The following is a 25,106-nucleotide window of genomic DNA, read 5'->3' on the forward strand; positions in this document are numbered from 1 at the left end:
CCGGCTAGTTACGGGCCTAGCTTCCTCAAGTGTAGACAACTAGCCGGTCGACAAGTAAGTGCACGTAGCTCCGGGGGGAGTGGAGGACCGCGATGGATGCGGAAACGAAGAAAGAAGTGAGCGAAGTGAGCGGTGGGGCCGAGACGGACGGGCCGAAGCCGCGCAGTGTGCGGGTGGTGCTGTTCGCGCTGATGATCGCCATGCTGCTCGCGATGCTCGACAACATGATCATCGGGACCGCGATGCCGACGATCGTGGGCGAGCTCGGGGGCCTGGAGCACCTGTCCTGGGTCGTGACCGCGTACACCCTCGCCACCGCCGCCTCCACTCCCATCTGGGGCAAGCTCGGCGACCTGTACGGCCGCAAGCGGGTCTTCATGACCTCTATCGTGATCTTCCTCATCGGGTCGGCGCTGAGCGGGATGGCCCAGGACATGGGCCAGCTGATCGGATTCCGGGCCGTGCAGGGGCTCGGGGCCGGCGGGCTGATGGTCGGCGTCATGGCGATCATCGGAGACCTGATACCGCCTCGGGAGCGGGGCAAGTACCAGGGGATGATGGCCGGGGTGATGGCCCTCGCCATGATCGCCGGGCCGCTGGTCGGCGGGACCATCACCGACAACTGGGGCTGGCGCTGGTCCTTCTACATCAACCTGCCGCTCGGCGTCGTGGCGCTGATCGCCGTCAGTGCCGTACTGCATCTGCCGAAGCCGTCGCGTGAGGGGCGTTCGGCGCGGGACATCGACTATCTGGGCGCGGCGCTGCTGACCGTCGGCATCACGGCGATCGTGCTGGTCACCACGTGGGGCGGGACCGAGTACGCCTGGGGGTCGGCCGTCATCATGGAGCTGATCGCGATCGGCGTCGTCTCGCTGATCGGGTTCCTGATCGTGCAGAAGCGGGTGGCGGAGCCGGTGATACCGCTGCACATCTTCCGCAGCCGGAACTTCACGCTGATGGCAGTGATCGGGTTCATCACCGGATTCGTGATGTTCGGGGCGGTGCTCTTCCTGCCGTTGTACCAGCAGTCCGTGCAGGGTGCGTCCGCGACCAACTCCGGGCTGTTGCTGCTGCCGATGCTGGGGGCGATGCTCGCGGTGTCGATGGTGGCCGGGCGGGTGACCACGGGGAGTGGCCGCTACAAGGTCTTCCCGGTCGTCGGGAGTGTCCTGATGATCGTGGGGCTGTTCCTGCTGGCGCAGATGGACACCGGGACGAGCCGGGTGACGTCCGGGGTGTACATGGCGGTGCTCGGTGCCGGTATGGGGTGCCTGATGCAGATCACCATGCTGGTCGCGCAGAACAGCGTCGAGATGAAGGACATGGGCGTCGCGTCGTCCACGAGCACACTGTCGCGGACGCTCGGGTCGTCCTTCGGGGTCGCGATCATGGGGGCGCTCTTCAACAGCCGGGTGCAGGATGTGATGGCCGAGCGGGCCGGTGCGCTGGGGTCCAAGGTGACCGAGCAGTCGGCGCAGCTGGACGCGGCGAGCCTGGCGAAGCTGCCGGAGGCCGCGCGGGAGGCGTATCAGCACGCGGTGGCTTCGGGGACGCACGCGGCGTTCCTGTTGGGGGCGGTTGTGGCTGTGGTGGCGTTGGTGGCTGCGGTGTTCGTGAAGGAGGTGCCGTTGCGGGGGGCCGGCGGGTCTTCTGGGGCGGAGGCCGGCAGCGGGGACGGGGCCAACGGGGCCAAGTCGGCGGTGGCTGTCTGAGTGTGCGGTTCGGACCGTGTGTGGTTGCTCGCGCAGTTCCCGCGCTCCCAAAAAGACACGGCCCCTTGCGGGGCCGAAAAGCACGGGGCGCAGCCCCTGCTTTTCAGGGGCGCGGGGAACTGCGCGACCAGCCCCCACCCACCCGCACCCGCCGACGCACCGAACCCCCCGAGCTCCTAGGCGCCCGCGTCCCCGGACAACGGCAGCATCGGATAGCTCCCCGTGTTCGTCGGGGCGTGTTCCGGGAGCCACAGCACCGCGACCGCGCCCTCCGCCGGGACGTCGTCCGGGGCTCCGGCCGGGCGGACGTTGCGGAAGGTGAGGCGGGCGCCGAGGACACGGGCCTGGCCGGCGGCGATGGTGAGGCCCAGGCCGTGGCCCTGGCCGGCGCGGTCGGAGGCGCCGGTGCGGAAGCGGCGGGGGCCGTCGGCGAGGAGGTCCTCGGGGAAGCCGGGACCGTGGTCGCGGACCCGGATCACACGGCCCTCGACGGACACCTCGATCGGCGGCCTGCCGTGCTTCGCCGCGTTGGCCAGCAGGTTCAGCAGGACGCGTTCGAGGCGGCGCGGGTCCGTCGTCACCTCCGACTCGTGCACGATCTGTACGCGCACCCCGGCGTCCTTCGCCGCCACCCGCCGGGCCACGAACTCGCCCAGCATGATGTCCTGCAGCTCGGCCCGCTCGGAGGCCCCGTCGAGCCGGGCCACCTCCAGGACGTCCTCGACGAGCGTGCGCATCGCCTGCGCCCGGTCACGGACCAGCTCGGAGGGGCGGCCCGGAGGGAGCAGTTCCGCGGCTGTGAGCAGCCCGGTCACCGGCGTACGCAGCTCGTGGGCGATGTCCGCCGTCACCCGGCGCTCCGCCTCGATGCGCTGCCGCAGCGTGTCGGCCATGGCGTCCACGGCCCGCGCCAGCTCGGCTGTCTCGTCGCGTACGACACCGCCGATCGCGTCCTGCACCCGTACGTCGGACTCGCCCTTGGCCACCTGGTGCGCCGCGGCCGCCGCCTTACGCAGCCGGCGGGACATCTGGCCGCCGATGAGCACCCCGAGGGCCGAGCCGCCGAAGACGACCGCGATCGAACCGATGAGCAGGGCCTGGTCCAGGTCCCGCATCACCGCGGAGCTGTGGTCGGTGAAGTCGGTGTGCAGCGACAGGACCCGCTTGTCCTTCAGCGGGACCGCCGCCCAGATGTCGGGCACGCCGTTCTCGCCCTCGGCCACGTACGTGGCCCGGCGGCCCTCCGCGACCTTGGCCAGCAGGTCCTTCGGGATGTCGGGGTCGTCGAGCTTCACGCCGAAGGCGCCGGACTTCAGCGGCCTGCCCGACTCGTACATGCGCTGGGCGACCTGGATGCGCTCGTCGGCGAGGTCGCGTGAGTTGTCGAGCATCGACACCCGCGCCGCGTTGTGCACGACCAGGCTCAGCGCGATCGCCACCAGCGCGCCGACCAGCGCGATCGCGGCGCTCAGCTGCCACCGCAGGCCGGTACGGATGCCCGAGGCGAGCCCCGGACGGACGGAGCCGCGGCCGACGGCGCCCGCCCCTGTCCCGAGACCGGCGGCCCCCGACCCTGCTCCGAGACCGGCGGCACCCGCCCCCGTCCCGAGCCCGGTCGCGCCCGACGGCTCCGGCGCCCGCCCCCCGCGTATCCCCCTCATGTTCATGTCGGTCCCGTCCCCGCTCAGGCCTTGAGCTTGTAGCCGAAGCCGCGGACCGTCTCGATGCGGTCCTGGCCGATCTTCGCCCGGAGCCGCTGGACGTGGACGTCGACGACCCGGGTGTCGCCGCCCCAGCCGTAGTCCCACACGCGTTCGAGGAGCTTGTCGCGGGAGAGGACCGTGCCGGGGGCGGAGGAGAACTCCAGGAGCAGCCGCATTTCGGTCGGCGTCAGCGCCACCGGCACCCCGGACTTCCGTACCTCCATGCCCTCGGTGTCGATCACCAGTTCGCCGAAGGTGAGCACCCCGCCGGTGGCGGCGGACGCGTCCTCCTCGGCCTTGGCGTCGCCGCCGCTCGCATGTCCGAAGCGGCGCAGCACCGCGCGGATCCGGGCGACCAGGACGGCACCGTCGAACGGCTTGGTCACGTAGTCGTCGGCGCCCGCCTCCAGGCCCAGCACGACGTCGATGGAGTCGGCGCGGGCGGAGAGCATGATCACCGGGACGGTCGACTCGTCACGGATGCGACGGCACAGGGAGACCCCGTCCAGGCCCGGGACCATGACGTCGAGGAGCGCGATGTCGGGCCGGTCCGCGCGGAACGCCTCCAGCCCCGACAGCCCGTCGGGCATGGCCGTGACCGCGAAGCCGTCCCGCTCCAGCGCGAGCTGGGTGGCCTCGCGGATGACGTCGTCGTCCTCGACGAACAGGACATGGGTCTGCTCTGCCATCCGGTGATCTCGCTCGCTCTCGTTCGGGTCGGTCAGGTCGTTCGGGCCGGTCAGGTCGGTCAGGTCGGTCGGGGCGATCCAGCCGGATCGGTGTTCCGTCGGACCGGTGTTGGTCGAGACGGGGCGCCGTCCGCTCGGTTCGGGTCGTCGTCGTCAGCTCGGCTCGGGCGTGGCCGATTCCACGCCGCCCACCGCGGTGCTGTACTCGGTGCGCGTACTGGACCGCTGCACGAAACGGTCCTTGATCCAGCGGTACGTGGTCACTTCCTCGCTGGACGGGTACGACGACGGGTCGCCATTCTCGTACAGCTGCCGGGTGACCAGCAGGTCGCCCCGGTCGATCTCCGCGTAGACGGGGGGCTGTTCCGAGAGGAAGACGCTCCGGTACTCCCCCTTCTTCTCCGCGCGGTACACGTACGACGCCACACCGACGGCGTCCGCGCAGGTCATCACATTGACCACGAGGTCGTCGGCCGAGCCCCCGGTCACATCGCCGTAGGTCACGTCGATCGGGTACTCGTCGGCCACGCACGGCTTCAGATCGCTCTTCACCGCCTTGCTGACCTCCGGATCCGCCCGCACCATCCGGACGACCTGGTCGACACTCGGATGGTCGCCGTCACCGGCGCCGTCGGCGTCGACCGAGCCGGAGACGGACGGCGAGGCCGCGCCCGCCGCGAGGGAGTCGTTGTCGGCCGGCCCCTCGTCACGTGCGCCGGTCCCGCCCGTGCCGCAGGCGGAGACGGAAAGGCCGAGAGCGGCGAGCACGGCCACCGCCGTGATCACCGCCTTCGTGGCCTGCCTGGCCCCTGGACCGGGGCCGGCCGCTGTGCTCAGGCCGCGCAACGCTCCTGCTCCTTGCTCAGTTCGAGCGCACGGGCGGCGCGCTCCTCGTGATCCCGCGACTCCAGCTCCTCGCGGAGCCGCGCGAGCGCACGGTGCAGCGTGCTCTTGACCGTGCCGGCCGACATGCCGAGGGCGGCGGCCGTCTCCTCCGTGGACATCTGCTCCCAGTGTCGCAGCACCACGACACTGCGCTGCTTGGGAGCGAGCACCTTCATGATGTCCATGAGGAGCGCGCGGTCCGCGTGCTGCTCGGTGGAGTCGTCGATGCAGGCGTCCGGCAGCTGCTCGGTCGGGACCTCCTCCAGCTTCCGGGCCCGCCACCACTCCGTCCGCGTGTTGATCATGACCCGGCGCAGATACGCGTCCGCGAGCCGCTTGTCCGCGATGCCGTCCCAGCGGCCGTACGTCCGCGCCAGCGCCGTCTGCAGCAGATCCTGGGCGTCCACCGGGTCCGGGACGAGCCGACGGGCGCTGCGCAGCAACGCGTCCTGCCGAGTGCGGACGTACTCCTCGAATTCGAGCACCTCGCCGTGCGCCATGATCAACCGCCTCCGTTCCCCGTTTCCGGCGCCCGCGCTGTCGCGTGCCGCCGGTTGTCCGCCGCTTCGTTTCGCTGTGTCCATGAAGCTACGGAGGGGTTGTCACGGAGACGTCCGAGGCAGCCTGCGGAGAACGCTCGGCTGTCCGTCGGTTGTGTAACAGAAGGAGGAACGGGGTAAAGCGGGCCGGGGTCTGGGGCGGGTATGGGTCGGTTTACCCCGCTGGGCGCTTGGTGACGGTCAGGTGGTTCGTGACGGCCAGGTGAGTTCGTGACGGTCAGGTGAGTTCGTGACGGTCAGGTGAGGGGGAGACGGTAGAGACCGCCGGGGAGGGGCTCCACCAGGCCGTCGGCGACTAGGCCGTCCAGGGCGCGGGCCCGCTGCACGGGCTCGTCCCACACCCCGTCGAGCACCGCCTGCGGCACGGGCCCGACCGCGTCCCGCAGTACGGCGAGGAGCTTGCCGCGGACCTGCCGGTCGGTTCCGGCGTACGTCTGACCGCGCCGCGCCGGACCGTCGTGCGCGGGCTTCCCGGCGAGCCGCCAGGCGCACTGCCCGGCGATCGGACAGTGGTGGCACGTCTCGTTCTTCGCCGTGCACACCAGCGCGCCCAGCTCCATCGACGCGGCCGCCCAACGGGACGCCGTGTCGTCGTCCTCGGGCAGCAGGGCCCGGGCCAGCTTCCGCTCGGCGGCCGTGGTGGCGTTCGGCGGGTACTGGGTACCGCTGACCGCGCGGGCGAAGACCCGTCGCACGTTCGTGTCGAGCACGGCGTGCCGCTGCCCGTACGCGAACGACGCCACCGCCGCGGCCGTGTACTCGCCGATCCCCGGCAGCGCGAGCAACTGCGCGTGATCCCGGGGTACGTCCCCGCCGTGCCGTTCCGTTATGGCCACCGCCGCGCCGTGCAGCCGCAGCGCGCGACGCGGATAGCCGAGTCGGCCCCACGCCCGGACCGCCTCGCCCGGCGGCTCCTTCGCGAGGTCCGCCGGACGGGGCCAGCGCGCCAACCACTGCTCGTAGACGGGCAGTACACGGTTGACCGGCGTCTGCTGCAGCATGAACTCGCTGACCATCACCCCCCACGGCCCGGCCTCCGCCCGCCGCCAGGGCAGATCACGGGCGTGCGTCTCGAACCAGGCGATCACTGGGGTGTGCAGGGTGGTGGGGGCTTCGGTGGCAGGGCTGCTCTGAGGCTTCGTGGGTGCAGTCATGGCACCCCCGATCCTGCCATGCGGGGGTGGGCGGGGCCGGGTTCTGGTGGGGGGTGTCTGGGGTGGGTTGGCCGGCTGTGGGAGGGAACAGGTCGAAACGCGGGGGCGCGCCCCCTGCTTTCGGCGTCAGCCGGCGGCCGGACGCCACCCCAGTGCCGGCCCCAGTTTCGTCGCGATGTCCGTGAGGATCTGGACGTAGTCCTCGTGGTCGAAGGTGAAGGGGAGGGCGAAGGCGACCTCGTCGATCTCGCGGAAGGCCGCGTGGGCGTGCAGGCGTTCGGCGATCTCGGCGGACGTGCCGACCAGGTCCGGCGCGAAGAGGAGCCGGGCCGGCCCCTGCGGCGCGGTGGTCCGGGGCAGCCGCTCCGCCGCGTACGCCTCGTACTTGGCGCGCTGCTGAGCGCTCGCCGAGTCGGTGGGGACGACGACGAGCCCCTGTGACACCCGGGCCCCCTCCCCCTCGGGGTGATGCGCGCGGAACTCCCGGAGGTGGGAGAGCTGGACGTCGGCGAAGTCCGTCCCCGGCCCCTCCGCCTTCACGACGCTGCTGGTCAGGAAGTTCATCCGGTTCTCGCCCGCCCACCGGGCCGACCGGAGGCTGCCGCCGCCGTACCACATACGGCCGCCCAGCCCGGGGGAGTGCGGCTGCACCCGGTCGGAGAAGGTCTCGAACCCCTCGGTGCCGCTGAAGTCGGTGGCCCGCTCGCCCCGTACGAAGCCGAGCAGACGCCGGACCCGTTCGAAGCTGAAGTCCTCGGCGTCGGCGGTGTCCGGGTAGAGCGCCGACCTGACGGTGTCGTAGTGCATCGGCGGTCCGACGCTGACGCCCGGGTTGAGCCGGCCGCCGGAGAGGAGGTCGACCGTGGCCAGGTCCTCGGCCAGCCGCAGCGGGTTCTCCCAGCCCAGCGGGATGACGGCGGTGCCCAGTTCGATACGGCGCGTGCGCTGCGAGGCCGCCGCCAGGACCGCGACGGGGGAGGAGATGCCGTGCTGCAGATGCCGGTGGCGCAGCCAGGCGCTGTCGAAGCCGAGTTGTTCGCCGAGTTCGATGATCTCCAGCGTCGACTCGTGGCCTCGGCGTGGGTCGGTCTCGTCGAACAGCCCGATGGTCAGAAACCCCAGCTTCCGCAGGGGCCTCGACCTACTCGGCTCAGGTGCCACGGGTCCGCCCATCGCCATCCTCCGATCCCTCGAATCCCTCGCGATCCTCCGGCGCGCTCCGGTGAGGTCGATTGTGGCAGGCGGGGATTTCGTGAACGGATGTGGGCGGCTTGGGAGTTCGTGCCCGTGCCGTGGCGCTGTCCCGGTCACGGACGGTGCCCGAGCCGGGGCTACGCTCACGTACCGCGATCATGAGCCGCCCGCTCAGGCCGACTGCGGGGACGACCGGAATGATGATCCGTAAAAGTTGAGGATTCGGGCGGCGGGTGGGGCAAAGTACGGGCCGGAACTCTCGTACAGTTTGCGCCGTGGGATCTCTGCGCAATCCGATCGGGCCGCTTCCCTCCTCCATCTACTGGCGACGGAGGGCCATTCTGCTGACCGTCGTCGGCCTGCTCGCGCTGCTGGTCGTATGGGTCGTCACCGGCGGTGGCGGGAACGGCGGGAACGACGCGGGCGAGCCCGACGGCAAGAATCCCGTGACCTCCATCACCCCCGGCCCCTCCGGTTCCGGTCCCGCGATCAGTGAAGCGCCGGGCGGGCGCGACGAGTCGGGCGACGAGTCGAGTTCCGGGGGCGACAGTTCGGGATCGGGCTCCACCTCCGGATCCGGGTCAGGATCCGACACGGGCTCCGCGGCCGGCGGCGCCGATGGCGGGGCCGGTGCCGCCGGGGGCGGCACGTCGGACGACGGAGGCAAGAACGGCAGCAGCTCCGGTGAGCAGGTTCCGGCTGGGTCCAGCCTGCCCAACTGCACTGCCGGGGCCGTGAAGTTGACCGTGCGCAGTGTGCGTAACGCCTACGAGCCCGGGGTGAACCCCACGTTCGAGCTCATCGCCCGTAACTCCTCCGGCAGTGACTGCAAGCTCGATCTCGGGCCGGACAACACGGTGGTGACGATCACGGCGGCCGACGCGGACGACGCGTTCTGGTCGTCCGACGACTGCCATGAGACCGCGGGCAGCCTGCTGTTCAAGGTGCCGGCCGGGGATCGGGTCACCTATACCGTGGAGTGGAACCGCGACCCCAGCGCACCCAACTGCGCGACGCCGTCCGCCGGTTCGGCCACCGCCGGTACGTATCTCGTGGAAGCGCAGGCGCCCGGGCTCGCGACCGCCCGGACGTCGTTCGTGCTCGAGCGGGACTGAGGGGGCTCCACCCCCTCCCTCGCACGCTAGACGTAACGCTCCAGGATCGACGACTCCGCCAAGCGCGACAGGCCCTCGCGGACGCTGCGGGCGCGGGCCTCGCCGACGCCGTCGACCGTCTGGAGGTCGTCGACGCTGGCGGCGAGCAGCTTCTGAAGGCCCCCGAAGTGTTCGACGAGGCGGTCGATGATGGCGCCCGGGAGACGGGGGACCTTGGCCAGGAGGCGGAACCCGCGAGGGGAGACCGCGGAGTCCATGCCCTCGGGGGAGCCGGTGTAGCCGAGGGCGCGGGCGACCGTGGGGAGTTCGAGGAGCTCGGCGTGGGTGAGGGCGTCGAGTTCGTGCAGCGCCTCGTCGACCGTGCGGGAGCGCTTGGCGGTGGGCTCGGGCACGTAGTCCCGGACCACCAGTTCGCGTTCCGGTTCGACGCCCGCGATCAGCTCGTCCAGCTGGAGGGCGAGGAGGCGGCCGTCGGTGCCCAGTTCGACCACGTATTCGGCGATTTCGGTGGCGATGCGGCGGACCATCTCCAGGCGCTGGGCGACCGCCGAGACGTCCCGGACCGTCACCAGATCCTCGATCTCCAGCGCGGAGAGGGTGCCCGCCACCTCGTCCAGGCGGAGCTTGTAGCGCTCCAGGGTCGCCAGGGCCTGGTTCGCCCGGGACAGGATCGCCGCGGAGTCCTCCAGGACACGCCGGTGTCCGTCGACGTACAGCGCGATCAGCCGCATCGACTGGGAGACGGACACGACCGGATAGCCGACCTGCTTGCTCACGCGGTCCGCCGTGCGGTGCCGGGTGCCGGTCTCCTCGGTGGGGATCGTCGGGTCGGGGACCAGCTGGACGCCCGCCCGGAGGATCTTGGACAGGTCCGAGGACAGGACGATGCCGCCGTCCAGCTTGCACAGCTCACGCAGCCGCGTCGCCGTGAACTCGACATCCAGGACGAAACCGCCCGTGCACATGGCTTCGACGGTCTTGTCGGAGCCCAGCACGATGAGTCCGCCGGTGTTGCCGCGGAGAATCCGTTCAAGCCCGTCGCGCAGGGCCGTGCCTGGGGCCACGGCGCTCAGTGAGGCGCGCATCAGGCCATCGGCACCGGAGCTCCCACCGGACTTTCCGGGAGCTGCTGCCCGGTCGTTGGCTGCCACTGCACTCCTCCGGTCGCAGGTTCTGGGGCGCTCCCGTTTCGCACATGTGGTTCGTACGGACGGGCGAGACCTGGGCAAAGTCTACCGGCGGTCCTCCTCGTCCCGTGGGGCCTCTCGCCGACGCGATCGGGGCAGTACCCGGAGCGCGTCTCCCATGTCGGCCACTTCCAGGACCTTCATACCGGGAGGAACCTTGCCGGGATCGGACGGAACGAGCGCGTGCGTGAAGCCCAGGCGGTGCGCTTCGGCGAGACGACGCTGGACCCCGGTGACCCGTCTGACCTCGCCCGCGAGGCCCACCTCGCCGATCGCCACGAGGTTCTTCGGGAGGGGGGTGTCGCTCGCCGCGGAGGCCAGGGCGAGGGCGATCGCCAGGTCCGCGGCGGGCTCCGAGAGCTTCACACCGCCGACCGTCGCCGAGTAGATGTCCCGCTTGCCGAGGGCGCTGATACGGCCGCGCTGCTCCAAAACCGCCAGCATCATCGAGACGCGCGAAGTCTCCAGGCCGGAGGTCGTACGGCGGGGGGAGGGGAGCTGCGAGTCGACTGTGAGCGACTGCACTTCGGCGACCAGGGGGCGACGGCCCTCCAGAGTCACGGTCAGACAGGTGCCGGGGACGGGTTCGTCACGGCGGGTGAGGAAGAGGCCGCTGGGGTCGGTGAGACCGGTGATGCCCTCGTCGTGGAGCTCGAAGCAGCCGACCTCGTCCGTGGCGCCGTAACGGTTCTTGACGCCTCGGACCAGGCGGAGGCGGGCGTGCCGGTCGCCCTCGAAGTGCAGCACGACGTCGACGAGGTGCTCCAGGAGGCGGGGGCCCGCGATCGCGCCGTCCTTTGTGACGTGACCCACGAGGAGGGTCGCCATGCCGCGTTCCTTGGAGGCGCGGATGAGGGCGCCGGCGACCTCGCGGACCTGGGCCATGCCGCCGGGGGCGCCGTCGATCTCGGGGGAGGCGACGGTCTGGACCGAGTCGAGGATGAGGAGGGAGGGCTTGACGGCGTCCAAGTGGCCGAGGACGGCGGCGAGGTCCGTCTCGGCGGCGAGGTAGAGGTGGTCGTGGAGGGCGTTGATGCGGTCGGCGCGCAGGCGGACCTGGCTGGCCGACTCCTCACCGGTGACATACAGGGTGGGGTGTTCGGCGCTCGCCGACTTGGCCGCGGCGTCGAGGAGGAGCGTGGACTTTCCCACGCCGGGCTCGCCCGCGAGGAGGACGACCGCACCGGGGACGAGGCCGCCGCCGAGGACGCGGTCGAGTTCGGGGACGCCGGTGGTGCGGGCGGTGGCCTGGCGGCCGTCGACCTGGGCGATGGGGACGGCGGAGGTGGTGACCCGGCCGGGGGCGGTCGTGCGGACCGCCGGGGTGCCGTACTCCTCGACCGTGCCCCAGGCCTGGCATTCGGGGCAGCGGCCGAGCCACTTGGCCGTCTGCCAGCCGCACTCCGTGCAGCGGTAGGACGGGCGGTCCTTCGTGGTCTTCGTACGGGCAGCCATGAACGAACCGTAACGGAGGGCACCGACAGCCTCCGGCGGTCGGGCCGGTTCGAGTGCGTGACCGGGGGCTTCGGGCGGTGGGCGCCTGTTCGGCGTGGGGGTGCCGCGCCGTGGGGCGGCCGCGGGCGGACCTGGGCGGCCGGGGTGGACCGTGGGCGGCCGCGGGTGGGCCGTGGCCGCTGGTGCGGTTCCCCGCGCCCCTGAAGGGCGCGGGCGGCCCCCTCCGCCCGGCCCCGGCGGACCGTGTCCTACAGGCGTCGCCCGATCGTCAGCTCCGCCGGGCGGTACGGCACGTAGGCCGCGCCGTCGAGGCCGAGGGCGAGCGCGGCGGTCTGGAGGGCGCCCGGGGTCGCGGAGGCGCCCCAGTGGCCCTTGTCGAGGCGGGATTCGACGGCGTGCAGGGCGGAGACCGTCTCCGCGGTGGTGAAGGTGCAGTGGCCCTGGCGCTCGACGTAGGCCTGGCGGAGGAGGGCGGCGTCGCCGGAGGCGCGGACGCGGTCGGCGAAGCGGTTCTCCTGTTCGACGGGGACGAGGTCGTCGGCGGTGGTGTGGATGTCGAGGAGGGGGACGGCCAGGCCCTGGCCCGCCGAGGAGGTGCGTTCGGCGGTGGCCACGGCGGACGGGTCGGCCGTGATCTCCGCGTGGGCGGTCAGGTTTCTCAGGTCGGTTCGGAGGTCGAGACCGGCCTCGCGGTAGAGGGCCTTGACCAGGGGCGCGTGCTGGGACGTGGACAGCACGCGCGCGTAGTCGACGCCCTTGTTCCAGGAGTTGTTGCCGCCCATGGCCTTCTCGACGTGGTAGCGGCCGCCCTCGACGAAGGTGAGGATGCCGCGGGCGAACCAGGCGTACTGCTGGGCCTGTTGTTCCGCCCAGTCGCCCGGTGCGGGCCGGTCCTTGCCGGGGGCCCAGGCCGGGAGGTTGAGGAAGGCGGCGGCGAGGGCGATGCGGGCGCGGCCCTCGGGGGTCTCCTGGGCGGTGGTGACGGCGGCGGTGAGCTGCTGGGCCGTGGCGGTCGCTTCTGCGTGGGAGGCGAAGTTCACCAGCTTCACGGGGGTGTCGGGGAGGAGGAGCCGGGCGATCGTGTACTCGGCGTCGAGTTGGTAGTTGTCGAGGTCGTTGGCGCCGGCGACCAGGCCGCACAGACCCAGCGCGCCGTCGATGCCGCCGGCTCCGGAGCGGGCGAGCCGGGCGTTGACCAGGCCGCCCATGGACTGGCCGATGGAGAGCGTGCGGGTGGGTTCGCCGATCTTCGCGGTGACCGCTTCGAGGGTGGCGACCTGGTCGCGCTCGGCGCTCTCCAGGGCCCAGAGAGTCCTGCTCGTGTCGTAGGAGGACCCGGTGAGCGCGTAGCCCTCTTCGAGCAGACGCAGGCGTACGGCTTCGGAGGGGGCGTTCTGGGCGACTGTGACACCGAAGCCGTGGCTGTAGACGATCAGCGTGCCGTTCCAGTTCTCCGGGACGTCCGCGATCCAGGTGGCGCCGTCGGGGAGCGTGCCGCTGAGTCGTTCCACGGCCGCCGCGGGGGACTGGGCGGCGGGGGACTGGGCGGCGGTGGCCGCCGGTGAGGCGGAGGCGCCGGTGAGCGAGAGCGCGACGGCTGCGGCCAGAGCGGTGAGGGTGCGGGCGGTGAGGGTGCGCGCGGTCGAGCGGCGGGTCCGTAAGGCCATGATGGTGGCTCCTGTTGACGCGTGGGGACGGGGTGACGCGAGTAAGCCGGACTCCCGGAATGTAGGGCTGAAATCTTGTGACGGTCAAGGAAGTGCACAACATTGAGCCCGAGCGCTGCGGAATGCGGGATTCCTGTCCCCTTATGAGTAATCGTTTCACCCGTACGGAGTAAATGTGCTGAAGAGGGGAGAAGGTGCTGCTTCCGGGCGCCTACCGTCCACGAATGATGAGCACCAGTCCGGAGACCTCGCCCCGCACCACCGGCGCACACAGGGCGCACCGCGAGGCGCGCGATCGGGCGGCGGCGCGCGCAGTGGCGCAGCGCCCGCCGGCGCGCTACGAGCCGTACCTGGACGGCCTGTTCACCTACTGCATGTCCGTGCTGTGCGACCACGACGCGGCGATCGCGGCACTGGCCGACGTGCTCGCGCTCGCCGAGCGCCGTCGGGGCCCCGATGCCGCCGACGACCGCCGGGCCTGGCTGTACGCGCTTGCCCGCTGGGCCTGTCTGCGCAAGCTCGTCGAGGCTCGGCAGAAGCGTCCGGGCACCCATGCCTCCGGCCGCCAACCCGCGCGTGGCGGTGGCGTCGAGAAACCGCGCACCACGAAGGCCACCGTCAGGTCCGCCGCCCTCTCCGAGGAAGAGGAGCGGCAGCGGCGGCGTGAACTCGCCCTGCTTGCCTGGCCGGAGGCCGCCGGTACCACCCCCGAGCAGCGCGAGGCACTGGAGTTGGCCGTCCGGCACCAGCTCACCGCTCCCGAGGTCGCCGATGTGCTGGGCATGGACCCGGCCGGAGCACGGGAGTTGCTCGCCTCCGCCGCCTGCGAGGTGGAGCGCACCCGGGCGGCCCTCGCCGTCGTCGAGATCGGCGCCTGTCCGAGCGTCGCCCGCCTGGCCGGTGACCACCAGCTCGTCCTCACCGCCACCCTCCGCCGCGAACTCGTCCGGCACGTCGACGACTGCCCCGTCTGCCGCCGCGCCGCCGAGCGCGCCGTCCCCGGCCGCTGGCCCGGCATGAGCGTCACACCCGCCGAACTGCCCGTGCTCGAAGCCCCGCGCGCGGCCCTGGGGCTGGCGATGGCACACCTCACACGCGCGCGTGGCGGTGCCCCGCGCTTCGACCGGCGCGGCTTCCCCATGGACCCGAGGGTCCGGGCGGCCCGCCGGGACCGGCTGCGCGCGCGTGCCGTCACCACGACCGTCGTCGCCACCGTCGTCGCCGCGCCCGTCCTCGCCTTCTGGGCCGCCTACCATGGCGCCCCCGTCATCGGCGAGGGCGGCGACGGCCGCCCGGTCACCGCCGGCGAGGAGCACGGCGACGGCGACGGGATCCTCGGCGACGGAAGCGGCGACACGTACGAGAAGACCGGCAACGCCAGGACCAAGCCCGGTGCCCGCCTCGGCAGGGGCAAGCGCGCGGCGGACGACGTCTCCGTGGAGGTCTCCCAGGGGAAGGGACGCGGCACGCTCTCCGTGGCCGCCGCGAACGACGGTGACACCACTCTGGTCACCCTGACCGCGACCGGCGATTCCCCCGTCCACTGGTCCGCCCGCACCGGCGCCGCCTGGCTCTACCTCAGCCAGTCCGCAGGCACCCTGCGGCCCGGCGAGTCACTGACGATCAAGGTGTACGTCGACCGGCTGAGCGAGCCCGCCGGGTACTGGACGGCACAGATCTCGCTCGCTCCCTCGGGCGCCGTCGTGACGATCGAGGGCTACGGCCCGGTGCCGTCACCCCCGGCCGACCCCCGCCCGACCCAGCCGGTCCCGGACCCGGGTCCCCCGAGGCCCACCGTCCCGCCCCCGACCGCCGACCCCACTCCCACCACGCCGCCCCAGCCCGACCCGACGCCGACCCCCACCGACCAAACCCCCACGGAGCCGGGCGGCCCGACGACACCGCCGAGCGACGGCGGAGGCGATCCCCCGCCGGCCTCGTAGACCGAAGGGGGAGGAAGGCGTTGGTCAGCCCGCGGACGCCGGTGGTCAGCCCGCGGACGCCGGTGGTTCGCCCATGGACGTGGGTGGTTCGCCCATGGACGCCAGCAGCGCGGTTGCGGACGTCAGTGGTCCGCTTGTGCACGCCGACGGTCCGCCCATGGACGCCAGTGGTCCGCTTGTTGCACGCCGACGATCCGTCTACGGACTCCGGTGGTTCGCCTACGGCCGGACCGGATCCGCCGGATGCGGAGCCACCAGCGGCAGTTGCGACGCCAGTCGCTGTTCGCACAGCTCGACCAGACGGTCGTACCCCGCCTTGCCCATCAGCTCGACCAGCTCCGGCCGGTACGACACGTACACCGGCTCGCCCGCGCCGTGCGCCGAGGTCGCCGACGTGCACCACCAGTGCAGGTCGTGGCCGCCCGGACCCCAGCCGCGGCGGTCGTACTCGCCGATCGACACCTGGAGCACCCGCGTGTCGTCGGGCCGGTCGATCCAGTCGTACGTCCGCCGGATCGGCAGCTGCCAGCAGACGTCCGGCTTGGTCTCCAGCGGCTCGCGGCCCTCCCGGAGCGCCAGGATGTGCAGCGAGCAACCCGCGCCACCCGCGAAACCGGGCCGGTTCTGGAAGATGCACGACCCCTGGTACGGGCGGGTCTGGCGATCCCCGTCCTCGTCCTTGGAGACCCAGCCGGTCTCCGTGCCCACGTCGTGGAACTGCCAGATCTCCGGAGTGAGCCTCGCCACATGTTCGGCGACGCGCTTCTCGTCGTCCTCGTCCGAGAAGTGGGCACCCAGGGTGCAGCACCCGTCGGCCGCGCGGCCCGCCTGGATGCCCTGGCAGCCACTGCCGAAGACGCAGTTCCAGCGAGAGGTCAGCCATGTCAGATCGCAGCGGAAGACCTGCTCGTCGTCCGCCGGATCCGGGAACTCCACCCACGCGCGGGCGAAATCGAGCCCCTTCTCATCGGGCTCGATCGACTCCGGGGAGCCCTTCTTCGGCTTCGGGGACTTCGTCGCCGCCTTCGCCCGCGAAGAGCCGTCGACCGCAGCCGCTCCCGCTGCCGACTTGTCGGCCTTTGCCTTTTTCGTCTTTGGCACCCGTCCAGGGTACGGCGCCCGAGACCACATCGAGGACGGTGCACGGCTCCGCTGGCAGTAGCGTTCCGTACATGAGACTCGGTGTCCTCGACGTGGGATCGAACACGGTGCATCTGCTGGTGGTGGACGCACACCCGGGCGCGCGCCCCCTGCCCGCGCACTCGCACAAGGTGGAACTACGCCTTGCCCAACTCCTCGACGAGGCCGGGGCGATCGGCCCTGAAGGGGTCGACAAACTCATAGCCGTCGTCCACGAGGCGCTCCAGGCCGCCGAGGACAAGGGCGTCGAGGAGCTGCTCCCGTTCGCCACCTCCGCGGTGCGCGAGGCCAGCAACGCCGACGACGTCCTCACCCGCGTCAAGGACGAGACCGGCGTCGAACTGCAGGTCCTCACCGGCGCCGAGGAGGCCCGGCTCACCTTCCTCGCCGTCCGCCGCTGGTTCGGCTGGTCGGCCGGCAAGCTCCTCGTTCTCGACATCGGCGGCGGCTCCCTGGAGATCGCCTACGGCATAGACGAGGAGCCCGACGCCGCCGCCTCCCTCCCCCTGGGCGCGGGCCGCCTCACCGCCGGCTGGCTCCCCGGCGACCCGCCCACCCCCGACGACATCCGCGCCCTGCGCCGCCACGTCCGGGCCCAGATCGCCCGTACGGTCGGCGAGTTCAGCCGCTTCGGCGCCCCCGACCACGTCGTCGCCACCTCCAAGACCTTCAAGCAGCTCGCCCGCATCGGCGGCGCCGCCCGTTCCGCCGAGGGCCTCTACGTCCAGCGCGACCTCAAGCGCGGTGCCCTCGAAACCTGGGTCCCCAAGCTCGCCGGCATGACCACCGCCCAGCGTGCCGCGCTCCCGGGAGTCTCCGAGGGCCGCGCGAACCAGCTGCTCGCCGGTGCGCTGGTGGCGGAGGCCGCGATGGACCTGTTCCAGGTGGAGACCCTGGAGATCTGCCCGTGGGCGCTGCGGGAAGGGGTGATTCTTCGTCGTCTGGATCACATGGCGAGCGCTACGGCGTAGGGGCGTGGAGGGTGCGGGTTCGGGTGAGGGCGCGTTCTCAGGTGCGGGTGGGTGGGGCTTCTCGCGCAGTTCCCCGCGCCCCTGAAAAGACCAGGCCTCGCGGGCCTGAAAGCCGGCGGGCGGCGGGCCGAAAAGCAAGGGGCGCAGCCCCTGTTTTTCAGGGCGCGGGGAACTGCGCGAGCAACCACACACCACCCGCACCCGCCCTCCTTGATTCCCCCCGATGGCGCAGGGGCGGGAACACCCCGCCCCGGCCAACCTCGCGCCCCCCGGCCCACCCGACCCGGCCCACCCCGTTAGGCTGTCACGCGTGGCAGAACCCGTACGGATCCCGGACGCGAAGGTCGCCCTGTCCACGGCCTCCGTGTACCCGGAGTCGACGGCAACGGCCTTCGAGATCGCCGCGCGCCTCGGCTACGACGGCGTGGAGGTCATGGTCTGGACCGACCCGGTCAGCCAGGACCTGGAGGCCCTGCGCCGTCTCTCCGACTACCACCAGATCCCCATCCTCGCCGTACACGCCCCCTGTCTGCTGATCACACAGCGGGTGTGGTCCACCGACCCGTGGGTCAAGCTCCAGCGCGCCCAGGCCGCCGCCGAGAAGCTCGGCGCGACCACGGTCGTCGTGCACCCACCGTTCCGCTGGCAGCGCCAGTACGCGCGGGACTTCGTCACCGGGATCTGGCGGATGGCGAACGAGACAGACGTCCGGTTCGCCGTCGAGAACATGTACCCCTGGCGCTACCGCGACCGCGAGATGCTCGCGTACGCCCCCGACTGGGACGTGACGAACGACGACTACCGGCACTTCACGATCGACCTCAGCCATTCCGCGACCTCCCGCACCGACGCCCTGGAGATGGTCGACCGCATGGGCGACCGTCTCGGCCATGTGCACATGGCGGACGGCAAGGGGTCGGCCAAGGACGAGCACCTCGTCCCGGGCCGCGGCAGCCAGCCCTGCGCCGAGCTGCTGGAACGTCTCGCCCTGAGCGGTTTCGACGGTCACGTCGTGATCGAGGTCAACACCCGCCGCGCCATGTCCGCCGCCGAGCGCGAGGCCGACCTGGCGGAGGCCCTCGCCTTCACCCGGCTCCACCTCGCCTCCGCCGTGCGGGTCCCCCGGCCGTGACCTCGGCCACCCCCCGCCGCCGGGGCCGGCCTCCTCGTACGGAATCGGCCGACACCCCCGCCACCCGCGACCGCATCCTCACCGCGGCCCGCGAGGAGTTCGCCGAGCGCGGCTACGACAAGACGTCCGTCCGCGCCATCGCCAAGGCCGCCGGGGTGGACTCGGCCCTGGTGCACCACTACTTCGGCACGAAGGACCAGGTGTTCGAGGCGGCGGTGGAAGTCGCCTTCGCCCCCGTCCTCGGCGCCCGGGACTCGGTTCTCGAAGGCCCGCTCGACGGCGTCGGCGAACGCCTGGTCCGCACGATCTTCGGCTTCTGGGAGAACCCGGTCACCCGCAAGCCGCTCCTGGCCATCGTCCGCTCGGCCGTGAACCACGAGGCCGCGGCGACGGTCTTCCGCCGCCTGGTCGCCACCCAGCTGCTGTACCGCATCGCCCACCGCTTGGACCTCCCGGACGCGGAGCTGAGGGCCGAGCTGGCGGCGGCGCAGTTGGTGGGGGTGGCGATGCTGCGGTACGTCATCAAGGTCGAGCCCTTGGCGTCGGCGGACCCGGAGCAGATCATCAGGAGAGTCGCACCGGTGGTGCAGGCCCACCTGACCGCGCCGTCTTAGGGGCGCGTGGCTGTATCGATGTGCGGCTCCGCCGCATGGGCGCGAGCCACCAACGCGACCCGCAGCCGAAAACCGAGACAGTCATCCCGCATTTCGGACAAGGTGTCCAACCCTTGGAGCAACCGGCGTACGCTCGACTCCATCAGAAGTCTCTGATCGCAGTCTCAGAAGGTCCCTGAAGGAGCGAGCGCGATGCCCGAGCTGAGGTCCCGCACAGTCACCCACGGCCGCAACATGGCGGGCGCCCGCGCCCTTATGCGCGCCTCCGGTGTACCGGGCGCGGACATCGGCCGCAAGCCGATCATCGCCGTGGCGAACTCCTTCACCGAGTTCGTGCCGGGCCACACCCACCTCCAGCCGGTGGGCCGCATCGTCAGCGAGGCCATCCGCGAGGCCGGCGGCATCCCCCGCGAGTTCAACACGATCGCCGTCGACGACGGCATCGCGATGGGCCACGGCGGCATGCTGTACTCCCTGCCCTCCCGCGACCTGATCGCGGACAGCGTGGAGTACATGGTCGAGGCCCACTGCGCCGACGCCCTGATCTGCATCTCCAACTGCGACAAGATCACCCCGGGCATGCTGAACGCCGCCCTGCGGCTCAACATCCCGACCGTCTTCGTCTCCGGTGGCCCCATGGAGTCCGGCCGCGCCACCCTCGTCGACGGCACGGTCCGCACGCTCGACCTGGTCGACGCGATCTCCGACGCGGTGAACGACAAGATCTCGGACGAGGACATCCTCCGTATCGAGGAGAACGCCTGTCCGACCTGCGGCTCCTGCTCCGGCATGTTCACCGCCAACTCGATGAACTGCCTGACCGAGGCCATCGGCCTCTCCCTGCCGGGCAACGGCTCGGTCCTCGCCACGCACACCGCCCGCAAGGCGCTGTACGAGGACGCCGCCCGTACGGTCATGGACATCACCCGCCGCTACTACGAGCAGGACGACGAGACGGTCCTCCCGCGCTCGATCGCCTCGTTCGCGGCCTTCGAGAACGCCATGGCCCTCGACATCGCCATGGGCGGCTCGACCAACACGATCCTGCACCTGCTGGCCGCCGCCCAGGAGGCGGGCGTCCCCTTCGGTCTGAACGAGATCGACGCGGTCTCGCGCCGGGTGCCGTGCCTGGCGAAGGTCGCGCCGAACGTCGCCAAGGACCGCACGTACTACATGGAGGACGTGCACCGCGCCGGCGGCATCCCCGCCCTGCTGGGCGAACTGCACCGCGCGGGCCTGCTCAACGAGGACGTGAACTCCGTCCACAGCCCCACCCTCGCCGACTGGCTCAAGACCTGGGACGTGCGCGGCGGCTCCCCGTCCCCCGAGGCCGTCGAGCTGTGGCACGCGGCCCCCGGCTGCGTCCGCTCCGCCGAGGCCTTCTCCCAGTCCGAGCGCTGGGAGTCCCTGGACGACGACGCCGAGGGCGGCTGCATCCGCTCCGCCGAGCACGCGTACTCCAAGGACGGCGGCCTCGCGGTCCTCAAGGGCAACCTGGCCGTCGACGGCTGCGTCGTGAAGACGGCCGGCGTCGACGAGTCGATCTGGACCTTCGAGGGCCCGGCGGTCGTCTGCGAGTCGCAGGAAGAGGCCGTCCAGAAGATCCTCATGAAGCAGATCACGGAGGGCGATGTCGTCGTCATCCGCTACGAGGGCCCCAAGGGCGGCCCGGGCATGCAGGAGATGCTCTACCCGACCTCGTACCTCAAGGGCCGCGGCCTGGGGAAGTCCTGCGCGCTGATCACCGACGGCCGCTTCTCCGGCGGCACCTCCGGCCTCTCCATCGGCCACGCCTCGCCCGAGGCGGCCGGCGGCGGCACGATCGCCCTCGTCGAGGACGGCGACCGCATCCGCATCGACATCCCGAACCGTACGATCGAGCTGCTGGTCGACGACGCCGAGCTGGCCCGCCGCGAGCAGGCCCTGAACGGCGTCTACGCCCCGAAGAACCGCGAGCGGAAGGTGTCGGCCGCGCTGAAGGCGTACGCCGCGATGGCCACCAGCGCCGACAAGGGCGCGGTCCGCGACGTCAGCAAGCTGGGCTGAGCCCTTTCCCCCAGCCGACCTGAGGCTTGTCATCGAGGGCCGTCCCGCGAGGGGCGGCCCTTGGTCATGACTGAGGGCCATCCCATGCGGGGGGGTCATGACCGAGGGCAATCCCATGCGGGGCGGCCCTCGGTCATGACTTCCGCGACCTGCCGCGCGGCCGTGTCACCAACTCGCCGGGTCGCTTCCGTCCAGCCCGAGGACGGTCCCGTCGGGCGCGCCGGCGCAGACCCGTCCGTCGATGAGCACGGGCTCGGGCAACGCGGCGGTGGTCCGGTCGGGATCCCCGAGCCGCGAGGCTGTCTCGCCGCTGAGCTTGCCCTTCCGCGTGTCCACCGCGTGCAGTCGCCCGTCGGACGAGGTGAAGTACACATGCCGGTCGTCGGCGACCGGACCGGAAGCCCGCCCCGCTTCCGTCTCGGTCCGCCACACCTGCTTACGGGCCTCCATGTCGACGGCCGCCAGTGAGCCACCGATGCCGCTCAGCAGGTACACGATGTCACCGCGCACGACCGCGCGCGCCTGTTCGAGCCGTACGGGCAGCTCGACGCGGACCGTCGCCCCGGCGTCGGGGTCGTAGCGGACCACGGCCTGCGTGTCGGAGTAGGCCCCCTCGATCGAGGTGAGGACGAGGGCGTCGTCCTGGGTCCCCACCGGCTCCAGACGGCCCTCCAGCCGGGCGTCCCACCGCACGTCCCCGGTCTCCGGGTCCACCGCGGTGATCCGCGTCCGCGTCCCCGCGCCCTCGCCGGACACGCTCGCCACATACGCCAGCCGGTCCCCGTCGAACGACGTGAAGTACGCCTCCGGCTGCCCCGGAATCAGCCGGCTCCACTTCGTGTCACCGGTCGCGCTGTCCACACCGGTGACCGTCCCGTCGGCGGCGGTCAGCAACAGCGTGCCGCCCACGTACCGCTTGCCGACGTACGCGGAGATGTCCCGCTCCCACCGCACCTCGCCGGAGTCCGGGTCGAGCGCCTGGAGCCGACGGGTCTCTTCCGTCAGCACGTGCACCAGCCCGCCCGACTCGACAGGGGGATCACTCGTGCCCGCCACGCCCACCCCGCCGACCGTGTGCCGCCACAGCACGGTGCCGTCCGCCGGATCCAACGCGGAGACCAGCCCCGGCTGCACGCACAACAGCTTCCCCGCCCCGTGCGAGCACTGCGGCGCACCGGCCTTCTTCGCCGCCGGCTTGGTGGTCCAGGGGGCGAGGGCGGGCGCGGCGGCCGCGGCACCACTGGCCCGCGGCGAGGCCGTGGCACCGGCGACCTGCCCGCCGCCACCCCCCAACACCTGTACCGCGCCGACTCCCGCACCCACGACGAGCACCAGCGAGACGGCGGCGAGAACGACCCGCTTGCGCCGCCGAGCCCCACGCAGGGATGAGCCCTGCTCATCGGCCCCGCTGCCGCCATGCCCCACCGGACCGACACCCGCGGCACCCATGCCCCCGTGAGTGCCTGTGCCTGTGCTCGTGCTGTTGCTGAGGTCGATGCCGGTGTCGACGCCGGTGCCGGTGGCGCTGCCTTTGCCGCTGCCCTTATCGGCGGCGGCGTGGGCAGGAGGAGCCGGCGCCCAACTGTCCCCCCGCTGGGTCGGTATGAAGGTCTGGGTGTCGTACGAGGCGGCCACGGAGCGGAGTTCGTGCATCAGCTCGTCCGCCGTGGGCCGGTCCTCGGGCTCCTTGGCGAGACAGGCGCGGACGAGCGGCGCGAGGTTCTCGGGTACGCCGGTGAGGTCGGGCTCGTCGTGGACGACCTGGTAGGCGACGACGTAAGGGCTGTCCGAGTCGAAGGGGCCGCGCCCGGTGGCCGCGTGCACGGTCACCGAGCCGAGGGCGAAGATGTCGGCGGCGGGCCCGACCTCCCTGGGCCGCCGGAACTGCTCCGGAGCCATGAACGGCGGCGTGCCGATCAACTTCCCCGTCTCAGTGCGCAGTTCGCTGTCCTTCGGCCGGGAGATCCCGAAGTCGATGACCTTGGGCCCGTCCTCGGCGAGAAGGACGTTGCTGGGCTTGAGGTCCCGGTGGACCACGCCGGCGCGGTGGATGTCGCGCAGGGCCTCGGCGAGCCCGGCCATCAGCCGGCGCAACTGGCCCGCCGGCATGGGTCCGTTCCGCTTGACGTGCTCGGCGAGGGTCGGGCCGGGAATGAAGAGGGTGGCCATCCAGGGCCGGGCGCTGTCGGTGTCGGCGTCGACGACAGGCGCGGTGAAGGCACCGCTCACCCGCCGTGCGGCGGCCACCTCCTGCCGGAACCGCCCCCTGAACTCGGGGTCCTTGGCGAACGCGGCGTGCACCACCTTCACCGCGAGCCGCAGTCCGGAGGTCGAGGTGGCCAGATGGACGACGCCCATGCCGCCGGAACCCAGACACGACTCCAGACGGTACTGACCGGCGTACTCGGGAAGTTCCGCTTCCGCTCCCGACCCGGTGCCCCGATGCGGTGCCATGGGTCCACCCCCGTGCTGTTTCGGCCGCTCGCGCGACGCACGGAGCCTAGTCGATGACCCGTACGGGACAGAGGCGGCTTGCTAGCCTTCACGTGCGAAAAACGCACAGGTGTGTGTGTCCTGATTCAGGGGTATCAACGGGTCCTCATGGCTTACATGGGGCTCAAACGGGGATCGAACGAGGTTCAAACGGGGGGAGATCAGCCATGTCTGTCGAGCATGCCGAAGAGATCGTGGGGGACGGCGAGGGGGAGCAGACCGCCACGGCCGCGGCCGTCACGGCGGCCGTTCGCTACTACTCGACCGCTCCGGGCGTCCGTCTCAACGTCCGCAGCGGCCCGAGCACCAGCTACGGCGTCGTCCGAGTCCTTTCCGGGGGCTCCCGGGTGCCGATCTTCTGCCAGACCCCGGGCCAGACCATCACCGGCCCGTACGGCACCACCAACGTCTGGGACAACATCGACGACGGCGAGTACATCTCCGACGCCTACGTCTACACCGGCAGCGACGGCTACGTGGCCCCACGCTGCGGCTGACCCCGAGGCGACACGAACACCGGCTCGGCTGCGACCCCGCAGCCGAGCCGCTCCCACCCCGCCAGCCATAATCAACCCGTGACGGACAAACCGAACGACAGCCCGAGGGCGCCCCGGGGGCCCAAGGCGGGCGGGGCGGCTGAGGCCGGCGGGGCGGCTGAGGCGGCCGTAACGCCCCGGGCGGCCGACGCACTCAAGGCGACCAAGGTGTCCGAGGCAGTCCAGGGGGCCAGGGCGGCCAAGCCGACCCACGCGGCCGAGACGACCCCGGCGCCCAAAGCGGCCGACGTGGCCGAGGCGGCTCAGGAGGCCAAGGCGACCAAGGCAGCCAGGCCGATCAAGTCGGCCCATGCGGCTGACGTGACCCGGGCGGCCGAGGAGGCCAAGCCGGCCCACGCGGCCAAGCCGGCCCGGGCCGCCGAGGAGGCCAAGGCAGCCGGGCCGACCAAGCCCGCCAAGTCGGCCAACGCGGTCGAGACGACCTCCGTCGGCCCTCGTCCCGAACCCATCCGCTTCTTCGGGACGACCTGGCTGAACCACGACGGCAACTACACGGCCCGCCGCGCGGCCGTCTCCGCCGGCTCGCTCGCCGCGGCCCTCGTGTCCTGCGTGGTGCTGCGCCTGGCCTACGAAGGCCTGCAACTGGCCGCGGTCGGCGGCTTCGTCTCCATCGTCGTCGTCATCATGTTCGCGGTGTGCACGGCCCTGGCCTTCGGCCACACCTGGGGCTCCTTCACCAAGCGCCCCGACCCGGCCCGCCAGTCCTCCCTCCGAGGCCTCCTCACCATCGGCTTCCTCGGCTCCCTCACCGCCTACTTCCTCCGCTCCCTCCGCGAAGCCCCAGGCGAGTCCCTGCACCGCGCCGAATACACCACGGCCCAGGCCCAGTACACCCGCCGCACAGCCAAGCGCACGGGCAACCCGGCGAAGAGGCGGCGAGGGTAGCCGG

20 protein-coding genes are annotated in these 25,106 nt (G+C 71.8%); 9 read left to right on the top strand and 11 right to left on the bottom strand.

The features are described from left to right. The first annotated feature begins 92 nt into the window (after positions 1-92). On the top strand, positions 93-1,712 hold the full coding sequence (locus ACWD26_RS33430; protein ID WP_451275701.1) for an MDR family MFS transporter: 1,620 nt from the start codon (positions 93-95) through the stop codon (positions 1,710-1,712). Positions 1,713-1,888: 176 nt separating this feature from the next. Here the strand turns inward: ACWD26_RS33430 and cseC are convergent, their stop codons facing one another. From cseC to ACWD26_RS33460, 6 genes are all read right to left on the bottom strand, one after another. Next, positions 1,889-3,379 carry a two-component system sensor histidine kinase CseC gene (gene cseC / locus ACWD26_RS33435; RefSeq protein ID WP_451275702.1) on the bottom strand — a complete coding sequence of 497 codons (1,491 nt, stop codon included), beginning with the start codon at positions 3,377-3,379 and terminating at the stop codon, positions 1,889-1,891. A gap of 17 nt (positions 3,380-3,396) precedes the next feature. Then, positions 3,397-4,104 (bottom strand): two-component system response regulator CseB, encoded by a 708-nt coding sequence (gene cseB / locus ACWD26_RS33440; protein WP_451275703.1) that lies wholly within the window; start codon positions 4,102-4,104, stop codon positions 3,397-3,399. Positions 4,105-4,257: 153 nt separating this feature from the next. Further along, complete coding sequence (locus tag ACWD26_RS33445; protein ID WP_451275704.1) at positions 4,258-4,950, bottom strand: hypothetical protein; 693 nt, start codon at positions 4,948-4,950, stop codon at positions 4,258-4,260. Continuing rightward, positions 4,938-5,489 carry a SigE family RNA polymerase sigma factor gene (locus ACWD26_RS33450; protein WP_451275705.1) on the bottom strand — a complete coding sequence of 184 codons (552 nt, stop codon included), beginning with the start codon at positions 5,487-5,489 and terminating at the stop codon, positions 4,938-4,940. The genes ACWD26_RS33445 and ACWD26_RS33450 overlap by 13 nt, the downstream gene beginning before the upstream one ends. A 296-nt stretch (positions 5,490-5,785) precedes the next feature. Beyond that, a complete protein-coding gene (locus ACWD26_RS33455; RefSeq protein ID WP_451275706.1) occupies positions 5,786-6,703 on the bottom strand; it encodes an A/G-specific adenine glycosylase in 918 nt (305 codons plus the stop codon). A gap of 126 nt (positions 6,704-6,829) precedes the next feature. After that, positions 6,830-7,876: an LLM class flavin-dependent oxidoreductase gene (locus ACWD26_RS33460; protein ID WP_451275707.1), complete on the bottom strand. Its 1,047-nt coding sequence runs from the start codon at positions 7,874-7,876 to the stop codon at positions 6,830-6,832. Between the two features lie 296 nt (positions 7,877-8,172). Between ACWD26_RS33460 and ACWD26_RS33465 the strand changes: the two genes are divergently transcribed. Beyond that, positions 8,173-9,012 carry a hypothetical protein gene (locus ACWD26_RS33465; RefSeq protein ID WP_451275708.1) on the top strand — a complete coding sequence of 280 codons (840 nt, stop codon included), beginning with the start codon at positions 8,173-8,175 and terminating at the stop codon, positions 9,010-9,012. Positions 9,013-9,038: 26 nt separating this feature from the next. Here the strand turns inward: ACWD26_RS33465 and disA are convergent, their stop codons facing one another. The 3 genes from disA to ACWD26_RS33480 all read right to left on the bottom strand — a co-directional run bounded on the left by disA (position 9,039) and on the right by ACWD26_RS33480 (position 13,321). Continuing rightward, positions 9,039-10,163: a DNA integrity scanning diadenylate cyclase DisA gene (gene disA, locus ACWD26_RS33470; RefSeq protein ID WP_451275709.1), complete on the bottom strand. Its 1,125-nt coding sequence runs from the start codon at positions 10,161-10,163 to the stop codon at positions 9,039-9,041. Between the two features lie 81 nt (positions 10,164-10,244). Continuing rightward, positions 10,245-11,654, bottom strand: a complete 1,410-nt coding sequence (gene radA / locus ACWD26_RS33475) for a DNA repair protein RadA (protein ID WP_451275710.1) — start codon at positions 11,652-11,654, stop codon at positions 10,245-10,247. A gap of 248 nt (positions 11,655-11,902) precedes the next feature. Then, entirely contained in the window at positions 11,903-13,321 is a 1,419-nt protein-coding gene (locus ACWD26_RS33480; RefSeq protein ID WP_451275711.1) for an alpha/beta hydrolase, read from the bottom strand. Positions 13,322-13,545: 224 nt separating this feature from the next. On the opposite strand from ACWD26_RS33480, the gene ACWD26_RS33485 reads away from it, so the two are divergent. Next, a complete protein-coding gene (locus ACWD26_RS33485; RefSeq protein WP_451275712.1) occupies positions 13,546-15,264 on the top strand; it encodes a BACON domain-containing protein in 1,719 nt (572 codons plus the stop codon). A gap of 219 nt (positions 15,265-15,483) precedes the next feature. Here ACWD26_RS33485 and ACWD26_RS33490 read toward each other — a convergent pair whose 3' ends face one another. Continuing rightward, a complete protein-coding gene (locus ACWD26_RS33490; RefSeq protein WP_451275713.1) occupies positions 15,484-16,365 on the bottom strand; it encodes a hypothetical protein in 882 nt (293 codons plus the stop codon). 71 nt (positions 16,366-16,436) lie between these two features. Here ACWD26_RS33490 and ACWD26_RS33495 point away from each other — a divergent pair, with 71 nt between their 5' ends. The 4 genes from ACWD26_RS33495 (at position 16,437) to ilvD (ending at position 21,167) form a co-directional block, all read left to right on the top strand. Beyond that, positions 16,437-17,375, top strand: coding sequence for a Ppx/GppA phosphatase family protein (locus ACWD26_RS33495; protein WP_451275714.1), 939 nt, complete (start codon positions 16,437-16,439; stop codon positions 17,373-17,375). Between the two features lie 310 nt (positions 17,376-17,685). Then, complete coding sequence (locus ACWD26_RS33500) at positions 17,686-18,507, top strand: sugar phosphate isomerase/epimerase family protein (protein ID WP_451275715.1); 822 nt, start codon at positions 17,686-17,688, stop codon at positions 18,505-18,507. Further along, positions 18,504-19,121 carry a TetR/AcrR family transcriptional regulator gene (locus ACWD26_RS33505; protein ID WP_451275716.1) on the top strand — a complete coding sequence of 206 codons (618 nt, stop codon included), beginning with the start codon at positions 18,504-18,506 and terminating at the stop codon, positions 19,119-19,121. Before ACWD26_RS33500 ends, ACWD26_RS33505 begins: the two co-directional genes overlap by 4 nt. A gap of 192 nt (positions 19,122-19,313) precedes the next feature. Next, on the top strand, positions 19,314-21,167 hold the full coding sequence (ilvD, locus tag ACWD26_RS33510; protein WP_451275717.1) for a dihydroxy-acid dehydratase: 1,854 nt from the start codon (positions 19,314-19,316) through the stop codon (positions 21,165-21,167). Between the two features lie 165 nt (positions 21,168-21,332). Here ilvD and ACWD26_RS33515 read toward each other — a convergent pair whose 3' ends face one another. Continuing rightward, positions 21,333-23,621: a serine/threonine-protein kinase gene (locus tag ACWD26_RS33515; protein WP_451275718.1), complete on the bottom strand. Its 2,289-nt coding sequence runs from the start codon at positions 23,619-23,621 to the stop codon at positions 21,333-21,335. Positions 23,622-23,827: 206 nt separating this feature from the next. On the opposite strand from ACWD26_RS33515, the gene ACWD26_RS33520 reads away from it, so the two are divergent. Both ACWD26_RS33520 and ACWD26_RS33525 read left to right on the top strand, forming a co-directional pair. Then, positions 23,828-24,157 (top strand): SH3 domain-containing protein, encoded by a 330-nt coding sequence (locus ACWD26_RS33520; protein WP_451275719.1) that lies wholly within the window; start codon positions 23,828-23,830, stop codon positions 24,155-24,157. 507 nt (positions 24,158-24,664) lie between these two features. Then, positions 24,665-25,102 (top strand): EamA/RhaT family transporter, encoded by a 438-nt coding sequence (locus ACWD26_RS33525; RefSeq protein WP_451275734.1) that lies wholly within the window; start codon positions 24,665-24,667, stop codon positions 25,100-25,102. Positions 25,103-25,106 lie beyond the last annotated feature (4 nt).

Source organism: Streptomyces sp. NPDC002787 (genome assembly GCF_053592095.1).

Excerpts from the sequence above, each read along its gene's own strand:
- ACWD26_RS33430 (WP_451275701.1), top strand. The coding sequence starts at position 93 with ATGGATGCGGAAACGAAGAAAGAAGTGAGCGAAGTGAGCGGTGGGGCC.
- cseC (WP_451275702.1), bottom strand. The coding sequence starts at position 3,379 with ATGAACATGAGGGGGATACGCGGGGGGCGGGCGCCGGAGCCGTCGGGC.
- cseB (WP_451275703.1), bottom strand. The coding sequence starts at position 4,104 with ATGGCAGAGCAGACCCATGTCCTGTTCGTCGAGGACGACGACGTCATC.
- ACWD26_RS33450 (WP_451275705.1), bottom strand. The coding sequence starts at position 5,489 with ATGGCGCACGGCGAGGTGCTCGAATTCGAGGAGTACGTCCGCACTCGG.
- ACWD26_RS33455 (WP_451275706.1), bottom strand. The coding sequence starts at position 6,703 with ATGACTGCACCCACGAAGCCTCAGAGCAGCCCTGCCACCGAAGCCCCC.
- ACWD26_RS33460 (WP_451275707.1), bottom strand. The coding sequence starts at position 7,876 with ATGGGCGGACCCGTGGCACCTGAGCCGAGTAGGTCGAGGCCCCTGCGG.
- radA (WP_451275710.1), bottom strand. The coding sequence starts at position 11,654 with ATGGCTGCCCGTACGAAGACCACGAAGGACCGCCCGTCCTACCGCTGC.
- ACWD26_RS33480 (WP_451275711.1), bottom strand. The coding sequence starts at position 13,321 with ATGGCCTTACGGACCCGCCGCTCGACCGCGCGCACCCTCACCGCCCGC.
- ACWD26_RS33485 (WP_451275712.1), top strand. The coding sequence starts at position 13,546 with ATGATGAGCACCAGTCCGGAGACCTCGCCCCGCACCACCGGCGCACAC.
- ACWD26_RS33495 (WP_451275714.1), top strand. The coding sequence starts at position 16,437 with ATGAGACTCGGTGTCCTCGACGTGGGATCGAACACGGTGCATCTGCTG.
- ilvD (WP_451275717.1), top strand. The coding sequence starts at position 19,314 with ATGCCCGAGCTGAGGTCCCGCACAGTCACCCACGGCCGCAACATGGCG.
- ACWD26_RS33515 (WP_451275718.1), bottom strand. The coding sequence starts at position 23,621 with ATGGCACCGCATCGGGGCACCGGGTCGGGAGCGGAAGCGGAACTTCCC.
- ACWD26_RS33520 (WP_451275719.1), top strand. The coding sequence starts at position 23,828 with ATGTCTGTCGAGCATGCCGAAGAGATCGTGGGGGACGGCGAGGGGGAG.